This is a genomic window from Desulfocucumis palustris (assembly GCF_002933875.1).
GTDB classification, from domain to species: Bacteria; Bacillota; Desulfotomaculia; order Desulfotomaculales; family Desulfocucumaceae; genus Desulfocucumis; species Desulfocucumis palustris.
On sequence record NZ_BFAV01000150.1, the window covers coordinates 85,660 to 110,042 of the forward strand.

The 24,383-nt window shown below is 48.3% G+C and carries 25 protein-coding genes and 2 pseudogenes; 8 read left to right on the forward strand and 19 right to left on the reverse strand.

The window, feature by feature from the left end; genetic code table 11:
• Positions 1–79 precede the first annotated feature (79 nt).
• The gene (locus tag DCCM_RS13720) at positions 80–634 is read left to right on the forward strand and encodes a 1-acyl-sn-glycerol-3-phosphate acyltransferase (protein ID WP_165792167.1); all 555 of its coding nucleotides are present in this window, start codon (positions 80–82) and stop codon (positions 632–634) included.
• A gap of 23 nt (positions 635–657) precedes the next feature.
• Here DCCM_RS13720 and DCCM_RS13725 read toward each other — a convergent pair whose 3' ends face one another.
• The 8 genes from DCCM_RS13725 to DCCM_RS13760 form a co-directional block, all read right to left on the reverse strand.
• Positions 658–1,389 carry an FCD domain-containing protein gene (locus DCCM_RS13725; RefSeq protein ID WP_104372952.1) on the reverse strand — a complete coding sequence of 244 codons (732 nt, stop codon included), beginning with the start codon at positions 1,387–1,389 and terminating at the stop codon, positions 658–660.
• 231 nt (positions 1,390–1,620) lie between these two features.
• The gene (locus DCCM_RS13730; protein ID WP_104372953.1) at positions 1,621–3,027 is read right to left on the reverse strand and encodes a hypothetical protein; all 1,407 of its coding nucleotides are present in this window, start codon (positions 3,025–3,027) and stop codon (positions 1,621–1,623) included.
• 136 nt (positions 3,028–3,163) lie between these two features.
• Complete coding sequence (gene kamB / locus DCCM_RS13735; RefSeq protein ID WP_104372954.1) at positions 3,164–4,243, reverse strand: lysine 5,6-aminomutase reactivase subunit KamB; 1,080 nt, start codon at positions 4,241–4,243, stop codon at positions 3,164–3,166.
• A complete protein-coding gene (locus DCCM_RS13740) occupies positions 4,240–6,060 on the reverse strand; it encodes a cobalamin B12-binding domain-containing protein (protein ID WP_104372955.1) in 1,821 nt (606 codons plus the stop codon). Before DCCM_RS13740 ends, kamB begins: the two co-directional genes overlap by 4 nt.
• Positions 6,057–6,305 carry a hypothetical protein gene (locus DCCM_RS13745; protein ID WP_104372956.1) on the reverse strand — a complete coding sequence of 83 codons (249 nt, stop codon included), beginning with the start codon at positions 6,303–6,305 and terminating at the stop codon, positions 6,057–6,059. The genes DCCM_RS13740 and DCCM_RS13745 overlap by 4 nt, the downstream gene beginning before the upstream one ends.
• 134 nt (positions 6,306–6,439) lie before the next feature.
• Positions 6,440–7,723, reverse strand: a complete 1,284-nt coding sequence (locus DCCM_RS13750; RefSeq protein WP_104372957.1) for an FAD-dependent oxidoreductase — start codon at positions 7,721–7,723, stop codon at positions 6,440–6,442.
• 85 nt (positions 7,724–7,808) lie between these two features.
• Entirely contained in the window at positions 7,809–9,272 is a 1,464-nt protein-coding gene (locus tag DCCM_RS13755) for a hypothetical protein (RefSeq protein ID WP_104372958.1), read from the reverse strand.
• 18 nt (positions 9,273–9,290) lie between these two features.
• Positions 9,291–9,731, reverse strand: coding sequence for a DUF6917 domain-containing protein (locus DCCM_RS13760; protein ID WP_104372959.1), 441 nt, complete (start codon positions 9,729–9,731; stop codon positions 9,291–9,293).
• A gap of 207 nt (positions 9,732–9,938) precedes the next feature.
• Between DCCM_RS13760 and DCCM_RS13765 the strand changes: the two genes are divergently transcribed.
• The 3 genes from DCCM_RS13765 to DCCM_RS13775 all read left to right on the forward strand — a co-directional run bounded on the left by DCCM_RS13765 (position 9,939) and on the right by DCCM_RS13775 (position 12,478).
• Positions 9,939–10,553, forward strand: a complete 615-nt coding sequence (locus DCCM_RS13765) for a YigZ family protein (protein ID WP_104372960.1) — start codon at positions 9,939–9,941, stop codon at positions 10,551–10,553.
• 139 nt (positions 10,554–10,692) lie between these two features.
• Complete coding sequence (locus tag DCCM_RS13770) at positions 10,693–11,412, forward strand: AAA family ATPase (RefSeq protein WP_104372961.1); 720 nt, start codon at positions 10,693–10,695, stop codon at positions 11,410–11,412.
• Positions 11,413–11,542: 130 nt separating this feature from the next.
• Positions 11,543–12,478 carry a class I SAM-dependent methyltransferase gene (locus tag DCCM_RS13775; RefSeq protein WP_104372962.1) on the forward strand — a complete coding sequence of 312 codons (936 nt, stop codon included), beginning with the start codon at positions 11,543–11,545 and terminating at the stop codon, positions 12,476–12,478.
• 111 nt (positions 12,479–12,589) lie between these two features.
• Here DCCM_RS13775 and DCCM_RS13780 read toward each other — a convergent pair whose 3' ends face one another.
• The 6 genes and pseudogenes from DCCM_RS13780 to DCCM_RS19845 all read right to left on the reverse strand — a co-directional run.
• Positions 12,590–13,372: an ABC transporter permease gene (locus tag DCCM_RS13780; protein ID WP_104372963.1), complete on the reverse strand. Its 783-nt coding sequence runs from the start codon at positions 13,370–13,372 to the stop codon at positions 12,590–12,592.
• Positions 13,372–13,794, reverse strand: a complete 423-nt coding sequence (locus DCCM_RS19755; RefSeq protein WP_373855475.1) for an ATP-binding protein DrrA1-3 family domain-containing protein — start codon at positions 13,792–13,794, stop codon at positions 13,372–13,374. Before DCCM_RS19755 ends, DCCM_RS13780 begins: the two co-directional genes overlap by 1 nt.
• A gap of 3 nt (positions 13,795–13,797) precedes the next feature.
• Positions 13,798–14,316, reverse strand: a pseudogene (locus tag DCCM_RS19760) (ATP-binding cassette domain-containing protein); the annotation flags it as partial.
• A gap of 14 nt (positions 14,317–14,330) precedes the next feature.
• Entirely contained in the window at positions 14,331–15,182 is an 852-nt protein-coding gene (locus tag DCCM_RS13790) for a pentapeptide repeat-containing protein (RefSeq protein WP_104372964.1), read from the reverse strand.
• A gap of 21 nt (positions 15,183–15,203) precedes the next feature.
• Positions 15,204–15,533 (reverse strand): PadR family transcriptional regulator, encoded by a 330-nt coding sequence (locus DCCM_RS13795; RefSeq protein ID WP_104372965.1) that lies wholly within the window; start codon positions 15,531–15,533, stop codon positions 15,204–15,206.
• A gap of 139 nt (positions 15,534–15,672) precedes the next feature.
• Positions 15,673–15,824 (reverse strand): annotated as a pseudogene (locus tag DCCM_RS19845) (relaxase/mobilization nuclease domain-containing protein); the annotation flags it as partial.
• A 61-nt stretch (positions 15,825–15,885) separates the two neighbouring features.
• Here DCCM_RS19845 and DCCM_RS13800 point away from each other — a divergent pair.
• On the forward strand, positions 15,886–16,593 hold the full coding sequence (locus tag DCCM_RS13800) for a DUF3298 and DUF4163 domain-containing protein (RefSeq protein WP_165792168.1): 708 nt from the start codon (positions 15,886–15,888) through the stop codon (positions 16,591–16,593).
• Between the two features lie 53 nt (positions 16,594–16,646).
• On the opposite strand, the gene DCCM_RS13805 is transcribed toward DCCM_RS13800, so the two are convergent.
• Positions 16,647–17,279 carry a LysE family translocator gene (locus DCCM_RS13805; RefSeq protein ID WP_104372967.1) on the reverse strand — a complete coding sequence of 211 codons (633 nt, stop codon included), beginning with the start codon at positions 17,277–17,279 and terminating at the stop codon, positions 16,647–16,649.
• A gap of 190 nt (positions 17,280–17,469) precedes the next feature.
• Between DCCM_RS13805 and DCCM_RS13810 the strand changes: the two genes are divergently transcribed.
• The 3 genes from DCCM_RS13810 (at position 17,470) to DCCM_RS13820 (ending at position 20,226) form a co-directional block, all read left to right on the forward strand.
• The gene (locus DCCM_RS13810; RefSeq protein ID WP_165792169.1) at positions 17,470–18,126 is read left to right on the forward strand and encodes a glycoside hydrolase family 25 protein; all 657 of its coding nucleotides are present in this window, start codon (positions 17,470–17,472) and stop codon (positions 18,124–18,126) included.
• Between the two features lie 178 nt (positions 18,127–18,304).
• Positions 18,305–18,790, forward strand: coding sequence for a hypothetical protein (locus DCCM_RS13815; protein ID WP_104372969.1), 486 nt, complete (start codon positions 18,305–18,307; stop codon positions 18,788–18,790).
• A gap of 209 nt (positions 18,791–18,999) precedes the next feature.
• On the forward strand, positions 19,000–20,226 hold the full coding sequence (locus DCCM_RS13820) for a hypothetical protein (RefSeq protein WP_104372970.1): 1,227 nt from the start codon (positions 19,000–19,002) through the stop codon (positions 20,224–20,226).
• Between the two features lie 297 nt (positions 20,227–20,523).
• Here DCCM_RS13820 and DCCM_RS13825 read toward each other — a convergent pair whose 3' ends face one another.
• From DCCM_RS13825 to cysC, 4 genes are all read right to left on the reverse strand, one after another.
• Positions 20,524–21,639: an aldo/keto reductase gene (locus DCCM_RS13825; RefSeq protein ID WP_104372971.1), complete on the reverse strand. Its 1,116-nt coding sequence runs from the start codon at positions 21,637–21,639 to the stop codon at positions 20,524–20,526.
• A gap of 35 nt (positions 21,640–21,674) precedes the next feature.
• Complete coding sequence (locus DCCM_RS13830; RefSeq protein ID WP_104372972.1) at positions 21,675–22,352, reverse strand: MBL fold metallo-hydrolase; 678 nt, start codon at positions 22,350–22,352, stop codon at positions 21,675–21,677.
• Between the two features lie 357 nt (positions 22,353–22,709).
• Entirely contained in the window at positions 22,710–23,657 is a 948-nt protein-coding gene (locus DCCM_RS13835; RefSeq protein WP_104372973.1) for an MBL fold metallo-hydrolase, read from the reverse strand.
• A gap of 62 nt (positions 23,658–23,719) precedes the next feature.
• Positions 23,720–24,376, reverse strand: coding sequence for an adenylyl-sulfate kinase (cysC, locus tag DCCM_RS13840; RefSeq protein WP_104372974.1), 657 nt, complete (start codon positions 24,374–24,376; stop codon positions 23,720–23,722).
• Positions 24,377–24,383: the final 7 nt, after the last annotated feature.

Genomic DNA, 24,383 nt, shown 5'->3' on the forward strand with positions numbered 1-24,383 from the left:
AGCGAATTAAATAAAATATTGTCAAATGTTTGTGTTCAATCTCTTCGACTCAAATAACAAGCTTAAGGTAAATTCATTTATGATAAAATTGATTTCAAGTATTTTACTGAAAATAATGGGCTGGCAAACAACCGGCGGTATACCGCCGGAAATTAAGAAATGCGTTATTGTGGCGGCGCCTCACACAAGCAATCACGATTTTTATATTGCCAGGGCCGCCTGTTATAAAATGAACATTAAGGTGCATTACCTGATAAAAAAGGATTGGATGTTTTTTCCCCTGGGGCTTTTTTTTAAAGCCACCGGCGCCTTTGGGGTGGATAGAAAAAAGTCAAATAATATGGTCAATGATATAGTGGAACTGTTCAGCAAATCGAAGGAATTAAAAATTTTAATCTCGCCCGAAGGCACCAGGAAAACGGTACGAAAGTGGAAAACAGGTTTTTATCATACCGCTTTGGGCGCTGACGTGCCCATTATTTTAAGTTATCTTGACTATAAAAAGAAGATTGCCTGTATCGGTCCGGTTCTTTATCCCACAGGCGATTTGGTCAAAGATATGCAGCCGGTGTTTGAATTCTACAGGGACATAACTCCCAGACATCCCCTGAACTACAATCTGGAAATAATATAAATAAAGGCTCACCACAACAGCTTTTATATATTATCCTCCTGAGAACTCCAATATTTCTGCACGTCTGCTATGAGGCTTTCTATATGCTCCATCATGGCCCTTTCGGCTTCATCCGGGTCGCGTTCCTTAATGGCCTTTAAAACTTTGCCGTGCCCCACGGCCAATTTCCCCCCCACCTGGGTGCGGATGTATTCCAGTATGGGGGAGAGCTGGCCGTCATGCCTGATTAAATCCAGGGCCGCGGCCAGAACCCTGTTTTTTGCCGCGATGGCCACCAGCCTGTGAAATCTGACATCCTGTTCGGCGGTCATCTGCTTTTGGGCGGTATACTGCTCCTGTTCCCGTAAAACAGCTTCCAGCAGGCTTATTTCCATGTCAGTGGCGTGAAGGGCGGCCAGCCTGGCCAGTTCCCTTTCAATCGCCCGCCGGGCCACGAGTATGTCAATCAGATCTTCTTTTTTCTTTGTTTTTAATGTTTCTATAAAGCGGTTGCCATATTTTTGACGGTGCCTGGCACTCCTGAATTCCTGCAGTTTGTCCCTGCCGCCGGCGGATATTACACGTCCCTGGAAACCCAACTTTATGGTAAGCTGCTTCCTGTCCATTTCGCTGAGTATACGCCCCACCGTGGCCTCGCTTACCTCCAGGCCCCTTTCGTTTAAGAGCTGGCTTAATTGGCCGGAGCCCAGCGGCTCCCCTGCTTCTTCAAGTATGGATAATATTTCAAACTCCTGTTTTTCTCTTTCAGCCGGCATGTAGATCACTCCAAATTATTACAAATATTATGCTGGATTTCTTGCTGTAAGCTTAAGATACATTATATACCAGTGTTTGTTTTTGTAACAGAACCGAACTGGATTGTCAAAGGGACGGCTGTCAACAGGGGCCGCGGGAATTCCGCGAAGAAGCGCCCCGGACCGTGCCGGGGCGCTTTGAGTTCGATAAACATCATGCGCACAAGCAGTCAAAAGCGTGTCCCCTTACTTCTAGAGCATCAAGAGTACCGCCACCATTGTTGAAACAAACATTCCCGCCAAAACGGGGATAAAATTTTTCCTCACCAGATCCAGCGCCGGAACCCCCACTATGCCCGCCACGGCAACCAGGGAGGACCAGGCGATAATGGTGCCCCCGCCCGCCCAGATGGCGCCTATCTGCCCTATGGACGCCAGGGTGGCGGCAACATTCGCATTGCCCCCTCCCAAAGCCGCCGCCAGTGTTCCCACCAGGGGCAGGCCCGAAAAGCCCGAACCGTCAAGACCGGTAATCACCCCCAGTATCAACAGGCCAAAACCGGCTAAAAATCCTGTGGGGCTTATCACAGCGGCCAGGGCATTGCCGGCGTCGAAAAGATAGCCCGGCGCCCCCTGCCCCAGGATTACCGGAGCGGAATCAGGGCTTCCGATAAAGAAGAATCCCGCAATGGGAATAATAGGTCCCATCACCTTAAAGGCAAAACCCAGTCCTTCCCCCAGGAAATCGGATACGCTATCCATTCCCTTAACTTTATAAACCAGCAGAGAGGTAATTATTATCACCAGCAGGGCCGCTCCCCCCAGCAGGGCTGAAGCGTCTCCCCCCTTTATGTTAAAGGCGAAAAGGGCAACCAGCACACCTATTACCAGAATACCCATCAAGGCCGCGGCAAAATTTCCATACCGCTCTCCATCGGAGGTTTTTTCCACGCCCCCGGCCTGTTCAACTATGTTATAACCCGAGGATTGGTCGTTTTTAACCTTTTCGGCATAAAGCCTTATTTCATTTCTGTTCATAAACCAGGCCACGGTAATGGCCACAATTCCCGTGACCGCAGTTAAAAGTCCCGCCCGGGAGGTAACCATCTCCACCGCCACCCCGGCGGATTTTGCCGTAAGCCCGGGAGCCCCCTGAATCACCACGTCTCCTCCCAGGGCCATGCCCTGACCGGCCAGGGCAATGGCCACCGCGCACATGATGGGAGGAAGGCCGGACCTCATGGCCACCGGAATCAGCAGCGCCCCGATTAACGGCACGGCGGGCGTGGGCCAGAAAAGAAGCGAAATAAAGGCAGTGCCCAAAATAATCACCAGGTAAGCGGATAGCGGAGATTTCATCAGACCCTTTAAGGGCTTAACCATTACCTTATCGGCCCCGGTCACCTCCAGCGCCGCCAGCAGCGCCACCATCACGCTGATAATCATAAATATGCTGAAAAGTCCTGTGGCGGCGGTGATGCTGGCGTTAAAAATGGTTGTTATGCCGCCGATTACGCTTCCCTTATAAACAAGTCCTATGGCAAAGGTAAAAAGTATACACGGTATTATAACGTTTTTTCTCAAAACCATAGTTGCAATAACAACTATCACCCCAAAAATATAAAGCCAGTGAACCGCCGTAAAATTCAAATCTGCCATTTTGTTTCCCCCATCTGTTGTTTATATTTATGCTTTTTTTAAAAAAGTTGAACAAAACGGGGTATCCCATGGTTATATAAAGAATTTTCAGAAACCTCAACTTATTAAAAAACACCTGACCGGCCAATCCGGCTGTTTAACAAGCAGCTTGCCGGCCAAGAACCAGCAGTAGCCCGCCCAGTTCTTCAGGACCCTGCTTAACCACGTTAAAAACCGGAACATCAACTGACTCCCTTATTTTAGAAAGCAGCACCTCCCCGTCAACAAAGGCCGGCAGGTACCGGCAAGTCTCATTTTTATAACCCGGATAAAAAGGATTTACCGTGACTGCGATTAGGGGCAGGGAACGGCGGTAAAAGACCTTCCCCCCCCTTTCCAGCACATCTTCCACGAAAAGTCGCGCCGTCACCACGCTGCCGCCCAGCAGAAGCTTTACCGGATTTTCAAAAACAAATTTAAAACCGGCGGGTATGGTCATCCGCCTGATAGCTTCCAGGCAGCCGGAGGATATCACTCCCGGGAGGTAAAAGCCCCCGGCCCGGGCCGGCAGACCGTTTAAAATTGCCAATGGCCCCGGCTCCCAAAGAAAAGCCGGCAGTTCGGCCAAAATACGGCCATTTTGATCCCAGAGAACCGATTTTCCGCCGGCAGCAACAGCCGGCGGTATTTCCACGGTCCCCGGCAGATTGCAAAGAACTTCGATACCGCGCGTCTCCAGGGCCAGCCTGTCCATATCCGTATCATATGAAGCCCCGGTACAAAGTATAAATCCGTCGGTCTCCACCATCGGGGCCACTCTGTTCAGGGCGCCGTCAACCAGGACTATTTCCGCTCCGTGCCTGTACATCCAGTCCCGGATTGTCCGCAAATACCTGCTTTGATTGGGTCCGGCCAGCACCAGGAGACCCTCTTCAACAACCCGGCCGGAGACAATGCTGCCCAGCGGGGTTGGAATATCCATCCGGTTCATCACTTTCACCCTGGCGGTGCTCACGGACAGGCATTTTTCCGATACGGCCACCAGATTCCCTTTTTTTAAAAATACTCTCGGCTTGGGCAGGCCCGTTATATTGTCGGTCCTTTCACCGTCATAACCTATGCTGGTTACACCCAGGCTGATTTCGCGGTTCTGGAAATACTCCAGCAGCGCCCTGGCGGTGGTGGTCTTCCCGGTATTTTTAGCGATCCCGGCAATGCCAATGGTAAGCGGCTTCATACGTTCATCACTGTGTCTTTTCCGTTTCTGCCCGGGTAAGCGCCATCCTCGCGGCTGCCCAAAATACCGTCATACAGCGCCCCCACGAAATCACCCCTTTCCGATACCTGCCGCAATACCTTTGCTATATCCTCTTCAATTTGCCAGCTCCATTCCAGGGCCTGGGGGGAAGGCTCCAGCTTCATATTCCCGAAGAACCTGAATCCCTCTCCCACCGCCCGGAGAGTGTCCACTTTGGAGGGCGCGCTGATGGGACCCCCGGAATACGCCTCGTCCGAGGAGGCTATGGTCACGGCATCCACCCCCAGCATGGCGGCAAGACTGGCGTGGTAGGCGGTGGAAGCGGAGGACTGAATGCGGTCCTCGGTGTGAGTCAGAAAGCCTATGGGCGCTCCGGGCCACAGGGGGGCGTCAATAATCCGTCGCAACGCCAGCACCTTGGCCACGTTGAAATCAACGTAATTATCCTTCATCCACCCTTCCACCATAACTTCCGGAGAATAGCAGAACAGCGGCTGGAGAACAGGTTTTCCACCCAGCCTGAGCCCCAGGGCGCAACTAATCAGCATTCCCGCGAAGGCCTTATGGGCGGGCACCCCGCATAGCTCCTCGTTGGTTACAATATCAAAGGGAAGGCCGTATTTGGCGGCGTATTTAATGGCGGCAACGCCGTCCACCGTCATCCTGGCCGGATCTGTGCCGGCCCCCAGGGCTCCGTAGCAAATATTGATCTTTGTAAAGTCCGCCTGGAACTTCCCCGCCAGCACCGCCGTTTCCGGGGTGTTCAATCCCCTGTGGGCGCGGATCTGCCACAGGGTGCCGGGCTCCAGGGATTGTTTTATTCTGTTGAGGTTGGCCGGGGTGATAACTGTGCCGTCCTCCTGGTGAGTGAGGAAGCCGTCCATGAAGCCCTCGGTCCTGGCGCCCCAGGAAGGGTCAAAATGAATTACCCCGTCGGCCCCCCAGGCCTCACTGACCTTGATATGCCCCGTATCCATAAAGGGGCAGCCGGTTCCATACTGATTGAAAACCATGGGTTTTTTCAAACTGTGCTGAAGTCCGGGCACTGTCATCCTCTCTTTGGTCTTACTTACATAGTTCTCCAGGGCGGCAACTTCCTCCCTGGTAAAACGCCTGGTTTTAGGATGCATGATACCCTTCAGGTAAAAATTACGGGTCATTTCACCGCATAATCCGGGGTATTCCTTCAGGAATTCAGTCATTTTGCCATAGCCGCGCCAGCGCCGGACATCCCATAACTCCTCCCGGGCCCGGGCCCTGAGCACCCCGGGGGAGGTTTTGTTTTGCACCCATGCCAGTATCCCGCCGGTTATTTGCCCGAGCAGTTCCGCTATGACGCTGTTCCCGTAAGCGTAAGTATAGGAAGCGGTTAAATCTCTTTTTTGTTTGTCCCTTTTACCCTGCTCCGGAACATACTCCCTGTCCTCCACAAAGGCCAGGGCCTCCTCCACCGTGGTGCCGGGGCCGAAGCCGGCGTCGAAGCCAAGCTCGGCGGCCAGCTCCGGCCGGATGGCCATTCCGCCTATGCCGAGTTTGACCCTTTCCCTAACCCCCAGCGCATCAGCCAGGTCCACAAACCGGGCCAGAATTTCGGCCACGCCGTAGCCCAGTGTCCTGCTCAATAAAACAGTGTCGGCCCGCTTATTTATAATTTCCTGGATAATTTCTTCCGGCGGCAAATCCGGAGGCAGCAAAATGGTGTTGTGTCCCGCTTCCTTCAGTCCCCGCCTGATCATCTTTAATCCCACGTCATGAACCGGGTCAATGGGCGCCAGCAATATTGTCCTGGGGGTCATTTCACATCCCCCTCTACCGGGCCCGCTTTCAGCCAGCCGTAGTTGTCGCCCGGGCGGTGAACATAGGCCCGGGCACGGACCCGCACCCCGGGTCCCTGGAATTGAATGAATACTATATCGGCATCGGTAAAACCCATTTCCCTGAACATTTGGAGAGTCAGCCTGCGTCCCTCATCCTCGCTCACACATATTATAAAGGTCTCAATATCCATGCCGTCCATAACGCGGTCCAGTATGCGGGACATACGCGCTCCTCCTCCCGGAAAATCGATTCGCGAAAACAATATTAATGAAACTTCGGGGAGCAAAGCTCTAGTCACGGCAACAGGAAATCTAAAGGCGCCGGGGCGCGTTAAAGGGAAAAACCGGGGGGACGCCTTTAATTGAGCCTATTTTTAAATATGTCGGTCATGCCGGCCAGATTCACCCTGGACCTGATAAGAGCAATGTCCGTGGTGTAGAAACCCTTATCCACCATGCGCTGGAAGTAAACCGAGCCGGAAAATGTATACTTCATGGACAGCCCCTGGCCGGCCCTCACCTGTTCGTTGACATAGGCAATGGCGTCTCCTGTGGCCAGCTCCGTTGGGATTTCCAGCAGTTCCAGCCCCATGGCGTATCTCACCGCGTTGTGCCCGGCCAGTGTGCCGGTGATTATGGCCTCGGTATGGCCCACCAGCGGGCCTGCTTTCTCGCCGCCGCAGAAAAGGTTGTCCGCCCCCTCCACCTGCAAGGCGTTGTTCCTGGGGGAAAGAGCCAGATAGCGTATGGAGTTGGCCATGCCCCCGGAGTAGGGATCCTCATATCTGGCGTATTCGAAACCCGGGATCTGCCGTAATAATTCCAGCGGGTAAAAGGGAGCCATTAATTTTGCGTGCCCCGTATCCAGCAGAATAACATTTTCGGCAAAGTCCGCCAGGGCATACTGCTGGCAGGCCTTTTTAGCCAGTATCCCCTCGCCTTTTCTTAAATTTTCCGGAATAGGTATCACCACCACGCCGGTTTGGTCCAGCTGTTCCGTGATTTCACGGCTTAACGATTCTTTAAAGAGTTTGCAGGAACCGCTCATGGCCCCTATGGAACCGTCGCTCTTCCTGGCCATAAATTCTTTAACCCCCGCCTTGGCGGCTATGCTCACCCTGCCTCCGAAGGTCGGGCAGCGTAAAACACACATGGCGCATCCATTTCCGTACTTTGTGCAGTTATTCATGGGCCCTGCGCTGCCGGTGGCCTCCACAAACACGTCTCCGGTTATCACATCTCCGTTGTCAAGCACAACTCCCTGGATACGCCCGCCGTCCAGTTTGACATCCTTTACCCTGCATTTGAGACGCACATCCACGCCGTTGCCAATAAGCAGACCCTTTATGGCAGGCTCGATTCTTGCCACATCGTACAGGGTGGCATGCCTGTGCCCGGGAAAGTCAACGTTCTTATGCCTCGCCACCCGGTCCACCACCTCAAATATATCGCCGGCTCCCATGCAAATGGATTCCTCGGCTGCGGTATACCTGCCGTTGTTGCGCATTATTCCGCCCACCAGACCGGTCCCCAGCAGCATATCGGTTCTTTCCAGGAGAGTTACCCCGGCTCCCGCCCGGACCGCCGCCAGGGCAGCGCCGGCGCCAGCCCAGCCGCCTCCGACCACCACCACGTGTACCATATGACTTAGGCCTCCTTTTTAATGTCAGGGTGTGAGTCGGTGAGTCAGGGGACGGTTCTTTGACTCGCTGACTCACCTTCACCGCCTATAATATTCCGGCATATTTGCAAACTATTTCAATGAGCCGGACCAGCCCCCGCACGGCGTAGCGGGTCTCCCTGTCCAAAAGCCCGCCAGCCTCGTCCGTGGTGCCCAGCCCCGGGGAAATATATATATTGCCGTCATAGGCCACTGTGGGAATGATACCCATTTGCGCCAGTCCGGACTGTAATATATTGCTCCCGGCATACATATCCTCAATGGAAAAGATGGGTATTCCCGCCGCCCCATTTTTCCAGGTGCCCTCGTAGTTTATTTCCACCGCCGTGGAGTTGTAGGACTTGGAAATTATTATTCCTTCCAGCAGCCCGGCAGGCAGCTTTGAAAATTCCTCTTTTACTATTTTCTCCAGCTCGTCCACCGGCCCGGTCAGTTTTTCAGGATTGTCCCTCAGCACTTTTAAAGCCTGTATCTGTGTCAGCAGCGCCTCTTTGCCCGGGTCGAAAGTAACATAGGCGGCTTTGCCGTAAGAGGCGGTAGTTCCCCAGCGGTCGCCGTGCAGGCCCAGGGCGCGCCGGATGGGAACCATGTATTCCTCTTTCCCTATAATCAAACCGCTGGTGGCGGCCCCGGTGGCCTTGTCCATGCTGTATACCACCACATCCGCCCCGGTTTTTCTGGGATCGAAGCCAACAAAGGGCAGTCCCCAGGCGTTGTCCACCACGTAAGGAATATCGTATTTATGCGCCAGCTGTCCCAACAATTTTTGAAGCACCGGAGTGCCCTGCTCATCCTTAACACCGTAACCGTAACCAGGTGTTTCATATCCAAGGGAGGTTATTCCGGTGAGCATACTTTTGTGGCTTTCGGCATGGAAGGCTATTTTTTCTATGGAAGCCCGGGGGTCCACCCCGGTAAGCAGGGGCACCGGATGGTATTTGATTCCGTGAACATCATATTTTGCCCCGGCCAGGGGCACGATCAAGGTATCCAGATTGTTTTGCCTTTTGCCGTAAAATCCCAGTTCGCCGGCGGTGGAGCCCCTGTCCGCGAATATATCCTTGAAGCGCGGCGGAAAAGGCCGGCCGTAACTGCCCTGGTGGTGCAGGTGCTTTTCATAGGGGGCTATATATCTGGCCCGGTAGTTATCGCCCCTGCCCAGCAGAGGAGGGGAAAACAGCACATCATAGCACACCCAGATACCCGCCTCGCAGGTGCTGGTGGCGGCGGCGTCGTATTCATCCCCATAAACATCCTTCACAATTTCCCTTATTTCATCCATTAATTTGGCCAGGGGAATTACTTCCAAAGCGCCTTTCTCTCCGGCTTTCATAATATCTTCCCGCAGGGGCGCGGGGCACCCGGATATGGCGCCGGTCAATCCGAATTTACCTCTTATATCCTGGGGTATGCCTATTTCATCCGCAGCTTTTTTGGCTTCTGTGTAAATATTCGGAATATTTGCCTGAAGCTGTTTGTACAGCTGAAATTTGAACTTTGGTTTATCCATTTGGCGCACCTCCGAAATTTATTCGCGCTGATTTTGCCTGAACACAATAACGGCCTCCAGCGGGACTTCCAGTTCCATTCCGTCAATTCTTTTATGAGAAGATATAACTATATTCAGGTGATTGGGGAGGTGAGTTTCATCAAAACCGGCAACTCTGCCCAGAAATTCACCGTTACATATAAATTCGTCACCCGCCACCAAAACCCCGCCGGTAATTATCTCCACAAAACCCAGGTATGCTATGCCATCGACCCTGCTTCCAGGAACCGCTCCCTCTTCATCGGTGAGTATCAACTCATGGATTTCATTTTTTTGAACCGCCCTGGATATGGGGGTAATTAAATTAAGTCCGCGATTATCCAGCTTACCCCGTAAAACCACCGCAAGCCTGCCCTGCACCTCCCTTTTCACGGCGTATGGATTGCTTTTAAAGAAACCGGACTGATAAGGTTCCACCATTCAAAATCAACTCCTCATCACTGATGAGTGTTTTGTGGGTAAATTATATATCTATTCTTACTATTTTAATAGTGGTTTTTATTGCCATCTTTCGGGGACCGTGGCCGGCCGCTCCATAATTTTTAGTGCTTTAGAGGGATTGGTCATGTAGAATGTTAAGACAAGAGTCCGGCAGCCCAAAGCCGGTGAAAAGGGTGATTTATTATTATGAAAGACAGGCTTGTTGCCATTGGCAAGGCAGCTCAAATTGAAATCATTATTAAAAAATCCCGTTTTATCGCTTCGGCGTTTCCGGTCGATAATGAAGAAGCGGCCATGGGCTGTATAAATCAAGTAAAAAAAGAACACAGCCGGGCCAACCATAATGTGTTTGCCTATGTAATCAATGAACAGATACAGCGGTATAGCGATGACGGCGAGCCCGGCGGAACCGCGGGCAAGCCCATCCTGGAAGTAATCAGGTACAAGGGGCTGACCTGTACGGCCCTGGTTGTGACAAGATATTTCGGAGGCATACTGCTTGGAGCGGGAGGGCTTGTCAGGGCTTACAGCGAGGCCGCCTCAAAGGCCATAGAAAAGGCCGCGGTGGTTGAAAAACTATTATACAGGGAGGTGGCTATAAACCTGGACTACCAGTGGCTGGGACCTGTCAAATATGAGCTGGAAAACTCCGGAGCGACAAATATTAATATTAATTACGGCCAGAGAGTTCATATAAATTTTCATATACGGCCGGAAAAGGCTGAGGCGGTATCCAAAAGGGTTGTGGATATGACCTCGGCCCGGGCTGAGATTAATACAGGGGGGTTCGCTTATTTATAGCCGCAAAGCCGGGCCGGTCGAACATAAGTGAGAACCGGGTCTTGCAGGCCGGCAGCCGGATAAATATTACTTGCTGGATGTATTTGCCATATAGTGATAAAATAAAGCATATTATCAATGAAACAAGGGGTCCTCAACAATGCATCTAACGGAAATCAACCTTTTACAGGAAAAATATCCTTCCAGGGCGGAATATCCTTTTTGCCTGGATGTATTTAATGCCACCGGAAAAATAGTTTTCACCACACCGGTAACCTTTTTTATAGGAGAAAACGGCTCCGGCAAGTCCACCTTGCTCAAGGCTTTGGCGCGGGCCTGCAATATTCACATATGGAAAGATGAAGACAGCGGCCAAAACCATAACACAAGGTATTCGGAGGATTTGTACAAATATATGGATATTGTGTGGTCCGGCGGCACAGTGCCCGGCTCCTTTTTTGCCTCCGAATATTTCCGTAATTTTGCCGATAATATAGACCGGTGGGCCAAGGCCGACCCCGGCATTCTAAAGTATTACGGCGGAGAAAACCTGCTGACAAAATCTCACGGCCAGTATCACATGGCATTTTTTAAAAGCAGATACAGAATTAAAGGTCTTTATCTGCTGGACGAGCCGGAAAATGCCTTGTCTCCCGGGAAACAGCTGGAATTGTTAAAAATATTAAAGGAAATGAGCCTGGCCGGACATTCCCAGTTTATAATCGCGTCCCACTCTCCAATTTTGCTTGCCCTCCCCGGAGCCACGATCTACAGTTTCGATCATATCCCGGTTAAACAGGTGCCCTATGAGAAAACCGAGCACTACCTGGTTTATAGGGATTTTCTAAACAACAGGGATAAATATTTAAATAATCTCTGACCAAATCGGCATTTCACCATGCATATCAACAAATGGAATTTCACAAAACTACATAATAAGCCTTGCCGGCCCGGAGGAAATATCACATTATAAAGACAACAATACTAAACCGACTGGAGGTAGGATAAATTTGCCCGACAAAAATATAATGGCAGTCCCCTTTGATTTATTAATTATGGGAGCGGCGGTGGAAACCGGCATTATCAACGCCCTGGAGAAAAGGCCGATGACCGCCGCCGAACTGGCGGCGGAAATAACAGCGGACCAGAGGGCTGTCTGGACAGTGCTGGAGGCCATGGCGGCGCTGGGTTACCTTACAAGGCAAGACCATTCGTACGCCCTCTCCGGGGATGCCAGAAATATGATTTTCACTCCCGGCGCCCCCAATTATACGGGTCTTTCCTTTATGCACCGCTACGAGCTGCTCAAATCCTGGATACATCTTCCGGAGGTAATAGCCACCGGCAAACCGCATCCCAGAAAACGCACTCCAGTTACCACAGCTTACTTTATGGCGGCCATGCAGGAAGGCGCCCGGCGCAGCGCCCGGCCCATGGGGGAATTTTTGCTGTCCGGCTCCCCCCGGAATACCCGGGTACTGGATATAGGAGGAGGCCCGTTATTCTATGCCAGGGCTTTTACCGCTTTGGGAGCCGCCGTAACCGTGCTGGATCTGGCTGAAGTGGTGTCCATGATGGGAAAAGAGGCAGCGGCCGCAGGTATCGAAATGATAGCCGGGGATTTCAACGTGGCCTTGCCCGAAGGTCCCTTTGATCTGGCTTATCTGGGCAATATCAACCACATGGTGGGTGAAGAGGAAAACCAGGAATTGATCAGAAAAACCGCGGGGGTTTTAAAACCCGGCGGGCGCATTGCCATAGTGGAGTTCGTCCGGGGCGCCAGCCCCTTTGCAGCGGTGTTCGGCGTGAATATGCTGGTCAATACCGGCAACGGCGGCACCTGGACCATGGAACAGTTCACCGGCTGGCTGGAAAATTCCGGCTTCGGCGATATCCGGCTGGATACCGTGGCTGAGAGACAGGTCATTACAGCGACTAAAAAATAGCCGCCCCATGCTGATGGCGCGACGGTCAATGCTGTGAAGCGCTCAAACCGTAAGTATCATTATCCTATGCGCTGGCCCATCGCCGGGGCGGACCTGCAATACTTGCGAACATTAAGCTACTTTATGTCTGTAAGCCCGCATTGCGAATATATAAGCTACAAAAAGAATTCCCAGGCACCATGCCAGCGCAATCCAAAGCTCATTGCTTACCGGCTGCCCCATGAGCAGGGAGCGTACAGCCTCGACGATGGAGGTAACCGGCTGGTTTTCGGCAAAAGCCCGGACAGGCCCCGGCATGGATTCAGTGGGAACAAAGGCCGAACTGATAAATGGCAGGAACATGAGCGGATAGGCGAAAACACCGGCGCCCTCCGCACTTTTTGCCAATAACCCGGATACCACCGCCAGCCAAGTGGTGGCAAGCGTAAACAGCAACAAAATTCCCGTGACAACCAGCCAGGCGCCAATTCCGGCTGACGGCCGGAAACCCATGAGCAGGGCAATCAATACGATAACAATTAAGGAAATGGCACAGGATACAACCGAGGTAAGCACATGCCCCCAAAGCAAGGATGATTTGGCAATAGGCATGGAATGGAACCTTTCAAAGATTCCTTTCGTAACGTCGCTGTTCAGGCGAACAGCGGCATAAGCCACGCCGCTGCTGATGGCCATGAGCAGGATGCCGGGCAGCATGTAGTCGATATATTTGCCGTTTTGCGGACCGATGTTGATTGCCCCGCCGAACACATAGACAAACAAAAGCATAAACATGACCGGCATGGCGATTACGGTGATGATCGTGTCCACGCTTCGAAACGCGTGGCACATGCATCGATTTGTCATAATACCTACATCATTGAAATAGTGTTTGGATTTTGCAGCGGTTTCCATTATTTTGCCTCCTTCTGTTTGTTATCAACAAGTGCAAGGAACACATCCTCCAAGGTCGGCAATTTTTGTGAAAACTCCGCAACGGGAACATTTGCGTCCTCCAGCCGGTTTAAGACATCAGCCATCTGCCTTGCGCTGCCGTCGGTGGTAACTGTAATGGCCATGGCTTCCTCATTAAAGTTCGCCTGGTATGTGTTCAGGACTTTGAGCGCCGTTTGTGCGGCATTCTCCTGGTGAAAGCGCAGCTCAATATACCCGTGGGGGAGCAGCTTTTTCAGTTCCGCCGCTGTTCCCTGCACAATGATTTTTCCTTTATGGAGAATAGCGATTTGGTCGACAAGCTGCTCCGCCTCCTCCAAGTATTGCGTGGTCAAAAATACGGTTGTTCCGGCTAGAGCCAGGGCTCTGATTTTTTTCCACATGGCGATGCGGCTTTGCGGGTCTAAGCCCGTAGTCGGCTCGTCTAGAAAGATGATGGCTGGAGTACCAATCAAGCTCATAGCCAGGTCCAGCCTGCGTCGCATACCCCCGGAATACGTTGAAACAGGCCGGTCGGCGGCATCCAGCAAATCAAACTGTTTCAGCAACTCATCCACCTTATGGTTGACATCGGACAGGTGGCGCAGCTTTCCGATCATGCGCAGATTTTCCCGCCCGGTCAAAATCTCATCCACGGCGGCATATTGCCCGGTCAGGCTGATTGCTTCCCGTACACGCTCCGGCTACCGAACAACATCGAAGCCACCCACCTGCGCATTTCCACTGTCTGGATTCAGTAAGGTTGTCAGAATCTTAATTGTGGTGGTTTTGCCCGCGCCATTGGAACCCAGCAAGGCGAAAATGCTGCCCTTTTGCACCTTGAAATCCACCTTTTTGAGTACCCTTAGTTTCTTATAGGACTTCTCAAGTCTATTGGCACAAATTGCGGCACTGGTTTGTACCATTTTTCTTTTCCTCCTTATATGATTGTAACATTGGTTAAATTCGCCTCGCCGCCGCTTTTCAGAAGGGCGTAGGTCAGCTTATCCATTGACGCGCCGTCAAAGCTCGCCTTGCGAAGCGACTTTCTGCCGATGTTATAAAAAGAGACATTTCGCAGTGTCGCGCCCCGAAAGGACGTACCCACAAGGTAGGTTTTATTGAAAACCGTGCCGTTTAGCACAAACCCGTCAAAGCAAACCTCGCTCAGATCGGAATAGGTAAAATCCGTACCGTGAAGCACACAGTTTTGAAACTTCGCACCTTTTAATCCAACCTTTGTCAGCTTCGCTTCGGTCAGGTTAGCCCCATCAAGCTTTATGCCGCAGAGATTGGAACTGTCAAAATTCGCCCGGATAAGAATGCTGTTGATGAAGCTTCCGTTTTGCAACGACACCATTGTGAAGTTTGCATCGGTCAGGTTCGCCCCGTCAAAAATTGCGCCATTCAAATCGCTGGCCCGAAACGTGCTGCCCGTAAGGTCGGAGCCGCTGAAGTCCGCCTCTTTCAGAGCGCTATAGTTAAAATTGCCTCCATGTACCGTTACATTTCTGAAATCGGAACCGGGGAGGTTGGTTGCCGAAAATTTCGTCAGCACTTTCCGTTCCAGCGATCTCGCCTCATCGGCCACATCCCGGATGGTTTCCTCAATATCGCCAATGGAATCAATAGTTTTGGCATAAGCCGTTTCGTCGTCATAACCTTGCTTTTTAAGGTCGTTCAGCTTCTCCTGAAGGTCGCGGCGCAACTCGTCCTTTAGCTCTTCCACGGTGCGAAGCCCCTCGTAGGGAGAAAACACGCCGTTCAAATATTGATTTAATTTCTCGTTCATTTTTACTTTGCCACCTTTCTGTTATAGCAATTGGTCCAATACGCGCTTGGCGTATTCCCAGTTTTTTTTGTTTTCGGCATAGGTCAATTTGCCTTTCTCCGTAATTTTATAGTATTTCCTCCTGCCGCCCTGGGTTTCGTCACCCCAATACCAGGTGATGTTGCCGTCACTCTCCAAGCGCTTGAGGCTGGAATACATGGTGGCCTCCTTTAGTTCATACTCGCCGCCGGAATTTTGCTGGATCAGTTTGACGATTTCATAGCCGTACTGGTCACCGCTTTGCAAAATTTTCAAAATCATAGTATCCGTATGCCCTCTGAGTAAATCTGAGGAGATCTTTGGATCAATCATTATTACACCTCTTTGAATACACTATAGACCATATTACCATGACTGTCAAGGTAATATGACGGATATTCTTCCCGGTAAATTTGGAGCTATTCAATAACGGCAAGCAAGGCAAGTGTCAATACAATTGCCTTGCTTGTATTTTGCTGTGCGGCTTGGGATTTTCAATATCGGATAGGGCGTTTCAAAGCAAATGCGGTCGGAAAGCCGGCGCAAGGCAAAGGTGGAGTTCCCAAAGTTACGAAACCTGCGGGTATAATCTATTGAAGTGGAATTGTAGTAAATGTGGTTATGGTTATTTTACCCCGGTATATGCTATAATTTGTTTCTGACAAGTCAGCGAGGAGGTCAAAATATGTCCAGGAAAATTCTGTTCGTACTGCTCATGGCCCTGTTAACGGCAACTTTAATGGCCGGCTGCGGCAATGAAAAAACTCAGCCGGCAGCCGGCATGATTAAGGTAGAAACCCAAAAGGTTCAGGAAAAATCGGAAGCGATTGAGGTGTCACTGCAGATTCCGGTTATTTCAGGCCTGCGGGACACCTCGTTGCAGACGGAATTAAACGATACATTTGCCCAAAAAGCACTTGAACTGAAAAAGAATCTGGAAGCCCAGGCCAGGGAGGATCAAAAAAATCAGGGAGAACTCTTTCACACCTATTCGGTGGTTACATCATTTACAGTGCCCTATAATAAGAACGGGTTACTGAGCATTAACGTGGAATACGGCACCTACACCGGCGGGGCCCACGGCATGACCTACCGGGAAACACTCAATATTGATACGGAATCCGGCAAAAAACTGCAAATAGGGGATTTCTTCAAACCCGATGAAAATTACCGGATGCTGGTTACACAGGAAATCAAAAAGCAAATAGAAGCCAACCGGGACATGTATTTCCCGGACGCCCTGGATACTCTCAAGCCGATTGAACAGGACCAGCCCTTTTATATAGGTGGGGACGACCATATTGTGGTCTATTATGGGCTCTATGAAATTGCGCCCTTTGCGGCCGGCATGCCGGAGTTTAAAATACCGGCGGCCCATCCCCAGGCCGGGTGAAAGCAAAAAAACAGCTCAATAACTTAGGAACTGGTACCTAAGTTATTGAGCTGTTAATTAATTTTTGCGCGTAATAGATTTATACCTAATGCGATAAATATTATACCTGCAAGTTTGTTTAACAATATGGATATTCTTTTCTCTCCTCTTATCTTATCTGTCATGAAGGATGAAAAGACCGCCAATAATACGCACCATATTGTTCCGGTGGTTATAAAAGTAAGGCCCAGGAGCAGAAAGGGCGTAGCGCCGTAATTATTGGCAGGGTCCACAAACTGGGGTAAAAACGCCAGAAAAAACAGAGCCACTTTGGGATTTAGTAAATTTGTTATAATACCTTCAAAATATATCCTTTTTAGACCGGCACGGCTTTCCTCATCTTTTTCCACAACAATTTCTTTCTTTGAGGCCAGTGTTTTAATTCCCAGATAAACTAAATACCCGGCGCCCAGGTATTTAACCAGGTTAAAGGCTATAGCCGACCTGGCCAATATCACCGACAATCCCAAAGCCACCAGCAATGTATGTATTAAAGCTCCCGATGAAATTCCCAGGGCGGATATTACCCCCGCCTTTTTGCCCTGCCCCATGCTCCGGCCTAAAATGTATATGGTATCCGAACCCGGGGTAAGATTCAGCAGAATCCCGGAAAAGAGAAAAACGCCGTAATTTTCAATACCGAACATTTTATGAGTCCCTTCCTTAGTGAAAATTAAACAGTGCCGGTGCTTTCTTATGGACCATTTTAATAATTATACTCTAAAAAAGCCCTACTCGTACCTGACAGTTGCCCCAATCTCTAATAATTGGAATGGCCATAACCCGGTCTGCCGGCATATTCTATTTAACAAACAGCGCAGGCAGGGGGGTGCCGCAATGCAGGAAAGAAGTGTTGAAAATTCCCGGGGAATCGATGTTTCCCGCTGGCAGGGCGATATTAATTGGAGCCTGGTAAAAAAGGACGGAATCTCTTTCGCCTTTATTAAAGCCACCGAAGGAGTGGATTACGAGGATAATAAATTTTCCCAAAACCTGAGGGGGGCCGGAGAGGCGGGAATCCTTACGGGGGCGTATCATTTCTGCACCCCGTCGGATCCGGAGGACGCCGTTAAAGAAGCCAGGCATTTCATTGACGTCATCAAAAAGCACGGTGGTTTTGGAGTTCTGGATTTGCCCCCGGTGATAGACATAGAGCAAAATAAGGGGCTAAACAAAAAACAAATTTCGGATATCGTAAGGGTCTGGATTGATATAGTAAAAGAAGAGTCCGGAGCAGGGCCAATTTTATATTCCTACTGGCACTTTATCCAGGATTACCTGGATCATGGTTTAAGTGATGTTCCTTTGTGGCTTGCCCACTACCACCACCGGCAGCCGCCGGATTCCCCGGTCTGGAAATCATGGCTCTTCCTGCAATTTACGGACAAGGGACGGGTCTCCGGCATTGAGGGAAATGTGGATATGAACGAATTTCACGGAGACACCGCTAAATTAAACCGGCTATGCCTGGCCAAAAGGGTCCGCCGCACATAAAAAAATTCAACCGCCCAAGGGCGGTTTTTGCTTTATCGCGGATTACCGGTTACCTCAAGCGCGAAATTGCGTATTAATAATGATAGAAGTGCGCATCTCAACAGTAATACCCCATTTTATGGTTGCAAACATGGTTTGAACACAATTCCAAAAATAAGCAATAGGAGGAGGCCATAAAATGACTAAAAAAGATATTTTATCATTAACATCTGAAATAATTAATAAAAACACCCCGGTTATATTAAATAAGCTAGGTTTTAAAGAACAGCCCGGCTACCTTAAATTTAAAATATCCGAATCTTATGATGACGCTTTGGGAATGTGCTTTGCTATTTTTAAAGATGATGAAAAAACCCAATTACAAGAAGCCGTTATAATACTATATCCTTTTAACATGCTTTGGATAAATTTTTTAGATTGGATCAGGTTGCCACGAATATGCAAATTCTCCCGCAGGCTTTTCGAGAGGAAAGTTCTCCATGTTTTGGCGCATGAATTAAGGCACTTCTGGCAGTACTACACCGGAGAGCACAAAAAATACAGCCGGTTATCCAGATTCCTTCCCAGTAAGATGCGGCTGATTGAACTGGATGCGGAAAAGTGGGCGGAGGATTTTTTAACGGTATATGGACTGAAGCCCAGAATTGCTAATTTATCTTTTTGAAGGGCCGGAATTTTACAAAACCGCCCTTACCGGTTGTAAAAGAGCTGCCCCGGATCTCAAATCCAGGCTTTTCCAGCCTGGATTTTATTGTGCCGGTTAAAATTATTGTCCACATATAAAAGATTAAGGTTAATTTTAATTTTAAACGGTTGCCAGAGGTAATTTAACCTATTAATATATATTAAAAAGGCTACCTGGAGGTCTATTTCTTGAATAATATATTAACCGCGGAAAGAATAAATTGGGTTAAAACAAACAGAAAAAAAATACTATTATCGGCCCTGTTTTTATTGACAATTTTCATTTCCGCATACATATACAATCACCGGCCAACCTTCGCCGCCACTCACAAAATTACGGGGGATGCCGGGGGCAGATTGATTGAGATAGAAACAAAAGCCGTCAGGGGCAGCACTGTTACAATGTACAAAGATAAAACCTTCGTGATAGAATCCGTGGCCCAGGGGGACAGCCTGGTTACCACCAACAATGATCAGGAACAAGCCGTGGATGCCACTGGTAAAGCGATATTTAAAATTCTCCCCAACGAATTAAAATATGGAAAAAATAAAATTCACTTTAAGGTTAAATCTCCCGTTGGCTTGAGCAAAAATTATTTCTATACCCTGGAAAAACCGAAGCTGCCGGTAACTTTGCAAGTCAATGTCGCGGACAATGTTATTAATAACGAAAGGGTGAAAATATTTTCTATTGTTACTGATCCCCTTAATAAAATCAATATAGACGGATTGGTAAGCAATTACCACACCAGAACCGGCAAAGAAAATTTGAATGTGAGAAGTTATAAAATATTGCAACTGGCCGAAAAGGAATCCACGGATTTTCCCGATGAATTTCAAACACCGGTTAATATAAGGGTTGTGAATGTGGACGGGCAGGAAGCCTCGGAGCTTGTTAATGTAAGCATTTCTTCCGTCACTGATTTAACCGTGGCGCAACCCGAGGAGACCGAGTCCGGGTTCGTATATCTTACCGGCCAGGCGCCCCCGGGCGCGGATATCTGTGTGGAGGACAGCAGCGTAGCGGCGGATGATACAGGTAATTTCAGAATTAGAGCCCCCCTGCCGGAATTTGGACCCAACACCTTAATTGTCTGCGCAGGCCGGCCGGGAGAAAAAGAATCGTCCCAAATCATAACGGTTAACAGGCTGATGCCCAAACTGGCCCTGACCGTGGACCAGGTATCCGGTGAACAGGAGCTGACCATAAAGGGCACTACCACCGCCGGGGCGAATGTTTATGTAAATGGAACACCGGCGGTGGTTGATAATGATAAGTACACCTGGTTCTTTACATACCCGCCGGGGATTTCCCAAAAATATACCTTTACGGTAACTGCTGAAAAAGAGGGTTACAGGACCAGCGAGGAAACATTAACCATGGATCAAAAGCCCGTATTCAGGGACGCGGCTTAATATAAGTAAGCCCTGGGTTCGGAAGGGGTTATCCCCCCACCGGACATACGCTGGGGACATTCCTCCGGCCAGGAAAGTTATATACATTGAGGACATTCCTCTGACCCTAAAGCCATATACATTGGGGACATTCCTCTGACCTTAAAGCCATGCTCCAAAGAGAGGTGTGTCCCCTTTCCTTAGATAGAGGTGTGTCCCCTAACCTTAGATAGAGGTGCGTCCCCTTTCCTTTAGACCAATACCAGCGTAGCTGTCACCACCCGGAAACGTATGGTTTAAATTTATGACCGCGTTATATCACTCTTTGTGCAATTCCAGATAGGCTTCCTTCATGAGTCGTGTTATCGGCATTTTCTGAGGACATATTTTTTCGGCACTCGAATAATCGCTACTATCTATTTTACTCTGAATCCCACTTGGTATCTGTGCAAACCTCTGAGCAATCCGCTCTATAATACCATATCCTCTTAAATACATGAGCATTTCCATAATGTCAAATATAGGTATCTTATCGGTATTTGTTGTTTCGCATGCGCCACAGCGCCTACAGAAATATTTTCCGGTGGCATTTGCATAATCCACCAACGATCTTAAAATCTCAGGGTCTAGTGGATTCTCATCTATAGCCGCCAAAACATTTGATTGTAAAATAGCTGAGTTAGGCATGAGAGAGCAGATTGATGTTAAAGAAGGATTCTGCCAAATCGCCCTTAGTTTTGATTGCTCAAAGGATATATTATGGCCTGCCAATAATAAATCTATCTTTTCCTTGCCCGGAAGCTTCTGCAGCTCGGTTTTTTTCTGAACACAGAACCCCATGGACTTAACAGCAAATATGCCAATGCCTTTTCCATGGCACTTTTGCAAAGCGTCTTCCATGCTTTTAATACTCTGCATCCTATAGTTGTAAAACGTTTGAATTCCATCTATCCAACCGAGCTCAGAGGCGCCGATGAGGCAGTTATCCATATTTTTATGGGTGCAGAATCCGAAAAATCGAATCTTTTTTTCCTTTTTGACTTTCTCAACCCATTTTCTTACATCATTATTGAGCGTCTTGATGTCATCCACTGAATGTATTGCTAAAAAGTCTATAAAGGACGTTCCATTCTCTTTGAGAACTTTGTCCAACTGTTCCTGCATGACAACTGGATCTGTTGAATAAACTTTTCCAGACAAAAAAACTCTTTCTCGTATCCCGGGATTTTTCCGGAAGTATTCAGCATATACTTTTCCTGTAAATGAAACAATCTCCCAGCAATCCACGCCGTGCCTCAAGGCTTCATCCAGCAAAGCTTGGCTGTCTGTGTTTCCAAAGGATCCTCCACCAAGACAGAGTTTCGATATTTTAACTCCAGTATTGCCGAATGCTCGCTTGGGCACAATAAAATCCATGTTATTTTTTTGTATCATTTGAGTCCTCTCCTGCCTCAATAATTTGTAAGTATCTATCGAAAATTAAATAAACTCTTTTGATTTCCTCTCATTCGGAAATTAATGAAGTAATCTTTCTTATCAATATTGAAATAAAAATTTTCCTTTTTAAGATTTCCCATGGATTGTCCTGGAATTTTACCATATGAATGCCCTGGATAAATCCGCACATGATCCGGTACCTGGGATTTTATTTTTTGAATGCTTTCAAACATTTGAGCTGCCGAGCTGCCGTTACAATTACAAATGCCACACCCCTCGGCGAAAATGGTATCTCCGGTAAACATGCTATAAGGTAACAAATAGCTCATCCCGCCGGCTGTATGTCCAGGTGTGAGTAAGCAAAAAACATCTATTCTTCCTACGCTAATCTTCTCCTCATCATCTAAGGCAATCAGATTACTACACCAGTATTTATAGTAATCAATTTCTTTTCTTGACATATAAACAGCAGGATTGAACATTTTAATTAAAGGGTCAACCAGGTTTGTGTGGTCATAATGAGAATGAGTTAAAAAAATTGCTACCAAATCCGCGTTTAAATGGTTTAATATGTCAGTTATTTTTTTAAGATCCCATGCAGGATCGACAACCATAGCAGATCTAGTCATGTTATCAAAAACAATATAAGAATAATTAGACCAACCAAAATGAAATGTATTAATTTGATGCAAGTCATATTTGTTATTCATAACACAACACACCTATACGTATTTATAATTTTCCCCTCTGGGAAGGGTATGCCCTAAAAACATGTCACATTATAGCTTCAGTATTAACAAACCACTAATCCTTAACCAGAGAGGGATTGCCCACCGTTATATTCAGACTTTAAGCATCAGTTATGCATTATATACCCCATAATCCAATCTACACACTGTGTTGGTGAGATTTTAACGTGCTTAGTACTAGGTCTGGATTTATCAGGAGGCTGATATGGGTTATCAGCACAAGGTGGTTGGGGGTAGTAGCAATCAAATGCGAAACGGCACGGTTTTTATGCGGTGTGACCGCCAATCTGAAGGTAACAGTTTGACGGTCACATAAACTTACTCATTAACATTTATACTATTGGAATTCTTAAGATATTTTATTTCAATGCTTGGCTTGATCCAAAGTGCGGAATGATGTCTCAGCGGTAACAAATTCTGTATAGTACTGGCAATGAAATCAGAATCCGTTGAACGCGCGCACAACTTTTTGGCATTCTGATCAAAAGCAAGCAGAAATTCCTTCATGTCAGTAACATCCTTTGGGGTGGATATAGGGCCATGGCCCGGTATTATACTGGTAACATTTAATGTGTTAATAAAGTCGAGTGCTTTAACCCATTCATTGATATCGGCATCCCCTAACATTGGATAGTAATCTGTAACCAGAATATCCGCGGCAAAGAGTACTTTGGCCTTAGGCACGTAAACCAGAATATTTCCATCGGTGTGAGATGGTCCGGGATAAATTAACTGGATTTCCTGATCGCCTAGATCTAAACCCATTTTATTTTGAAACGTTACGGTGGGGTAAGCGATAGTCGTTCCTTCCACTTCATCTTGTGTTAATCCAAAATTCTGAAAATGTGCCAACTCATAGGGTAAGTACTTTTCCATATTCTGTCTGGCGTTTTCTTGTGAGATAATGGTTGCTCCTATTTTAGCGAACTCTGCATTGCCGAACGTGTGATCCATGTGATAATGGGTATTAATCACATACTTGATTGGTTTATCCGAAATAGACCGTATGTCGTTAATGAACCGTGTTGCGTTTTTTGCGGACATTAGAGTATCGACCACTGCGATTCCATTATTTCCGATGACAACCCCGGCATTAGCACCATAACTGTCCGCGGGTCCATCGCTCGGCGCAATAAAGGCGTAAACATTGTCAGCAACCTTTACTAGATCTTGCGCAAAAGCTGCCTGACAGGTGATTAGCAAAACTGCAATCATGACCGGTACAACAAATAACTTCCTAAACATGCTCATACCCAGTCTAAACATTTTCTTTATACCTCCTTTGAAAATATGCCCGTGAATAAGTACCTGCTACTTATCGCTAATATTCACACCAATATACCTGGTGGGTTAGCTTCATATTTATATTCAGATTTAAGGTATCCATTATCCAACAGATAAGTAATAATCTTATCCGCACATTTGTTGGGGGGACTTTCGGCCGTTTTCACTACGATTTCCGGGTATACAGGAGGCTCGTATGGGTCATCAACTCCGGTAAATCCTTTCAGTTCTCCCATTCGCGCCTTCTTGTAGAGACCTTTAGGATCCCGACATTCGCAAATATTAGGAGGCGCATCAACAAATACCTCAATGAAGGAAAGCCCCACTGACTCATGAAGATTCCGGACAAAATTACGCTGCATTTGATAAGGTGAAATTAAACTTGCTACGACTATTAATCCGGCGTCGGCAAAAAGCTTTGCCACCTCACCCACACGCCTAACATTCTCCTCGCGGTCTTCCTTGGAGAACCCGAGGTTCTTATTTAAACCATGCCGAATATTGTCCCCATCCAAAACATAGGTTATATATCCGCGCTTTATGAGTTCCCGCTCCAGGAGAAAGGAAATCGTACTCTTACCGGATGAAGGAAGGCCGGTTAGCCAAATAGTACAGCCTTGTTGACCGAGGCTCTTTTCCCGCTCTCCACACTCGAGATGATTATCGTGCCACACAACATTAATCGCTTTAACAATGTTCATAGCATCC

Excerpts from the sequence above, each read along its gene's own strand:
- DCCM_RS19755 (WP_373855475.1), bottom strand. The coding sequence starts at position 13,794 with ATGTGGAAAAAAATCAGAGCCCTGGCTCTAGCCGGAACAACCGTATTT.
- DCCM_RS13755 (WP_104372958.1), bottom strand. The coding sequence starts at position 9,272 with ATGGATAAACCAAAGTTCAAATTTCAGCTGTACAAACAGCTTCAGGCA.
- DCCM_RS13810 (WP_165792169.1), top strand. The coding sequence starts at position 17,470 with ATGCAGGAAAGAAGTGTTGAAAATTCCCGGGGAATCGATGTTTCCCGC.
- DCCM_RS13770 (WP_104372961.1), top strand. The coding sequence starts at position 10,693 with ATGCATCTAACGGAAATCAACCTTTTACAGGAAAAATATCCTTCCAGG.
- DCCM_RS13795 (WP_104372965.1), bottom strand. The coding sequence starts at position 15,533 with ATGATTGATCCAAAGATCTCCTCAGATTTACTCAGAGGGCATACGGAT.
- DCCM_RS13740 (WP_104372955.1), bottom strand. The coding sequence starts at position 6,060 with ATGACCCCCAGGACAATATTGCTGGCGCCCATTGACCCGGTTCATGAC.
- DCCM_RS13725 (WP_104372952.1), bottom strand. The coding sequence starts at position 1,389 with ATGCCGGCTGAAAGAGAAAAACAGGAGTTTGAAATATTATCCATACTT.
- DCCM_RS13825 (WP_104372971.1), bottom strand. The coding sequence starts at position 21,639 with ATGATACAAAAAAATAACATGGATTTTATTGTGCCCAAGCGAGCATTC.
- DCCM_RS13815 (WP_104372969.1), top strand. The coding sequence starts at position 18,305 with ATGACTAAAAAAGATATTTTATCATTAACATCTGAAATAATTAATAAA.
- DCCM_RS13780 (WP_104372963.1), bottom strand. The coding sequence starts at position 13,372 with ATGGAAACCGCTGCAAAATCCAAACACTATTTCAATGATGTAGGTATT.
- DCCM_RS13760 (WP_104372959.1), bottom strand. The coding sequence starts at position 9,731 with ATGGTGGAACCTTATCAGTCCGGTTTCTTTAAAAGCAATCCATACGCC.
- DCCM_RS13720 (WP_165792167.1), top strand. The coding sequence starts at position 80 with ATGATAAAATTGATTTCAAGTATTTTACTGAAAATAATGGGCTGGCAA.
- DCCM_RS13800 (WP_165792168.1), top strand. The coding sequence starts at position 15,886 with ATGTCCAGGAAAATTCTGTTCGTACTGCTCATGGCCCTGTTAACGGCA.
- kamB (WP_104372954.1), bottom strand. The coding sequence starts at position 4,243 with ATGAAGCCGCTTACCATTGGCATTGCCGGGATCGCTAAAAATACCGGG.
- cysC (WP_104372974.1), bottom strand. The coding sequence starts at position 24,376 with ATGAACATTGTTAAAGCGATTAATGTTGTGTGGCACGATAATCATCTC.
- DCCM_RS13835 (WP_104372973.1), bottom strand. The coding sequence starts at position 23,657 with ATGTTTAGACTGGGTATGAGCATGTTTAGGAAGTTATTTGTTGTACCG.
- DCCM_RS13765 (WP_104372960.1), top strand. The coding sequence starts at position 9,939 with ATGAAAGACAGGCTTGTTGCCATTGGCAAGGCAGCTCAAATTGAAATC.
- DCCM_RS13830 (WP_104372972.1), bottom strand. The coding sequence starts at position 22,352 with ATGAATAACAAATATGACTTGCATCAAATTAATACATTTCATTTTGGT.
- DCCM_RS13745 (WP_104372956.1), bottom strand. The coding sequence starts at position 6,305 with ATGTCCCGCATACTGGACCGCGTTATGGACGGCATGGATATTGAGACC.
- DCCM_RS13750 (WP_104372957.1), bottom strand. The coding sequence starts at position 7,723 with ATGGTACACGTGGTGGTGGTCGGAGGCGGCTGGGCTGGCGCCGGCGCT.
- DCCM_RS13730 (WP_104372953.1), bottom strand. The coding sequence starts at position 3,027 with ATGGCAGATTTGAATTTTACGGCGGTTCACTGGCTTTATATTTTTGGG.
- DCCM_RS13790 (WP_104372964.1), bottom strand. The coding sequence starts at position 15,182 with ATGAACGAGAAATTAAATCAATATTTGAACGGCGTGTTTTCTCCCTAC.
- DCCM_RS13805 (WP_104372967.1), bottom strand. The coding sequence starts at position 17,279 with ATGTTCGGTATTGAAAATTACGGCGTTTTTCTCTTTTCCGGGATTCTG.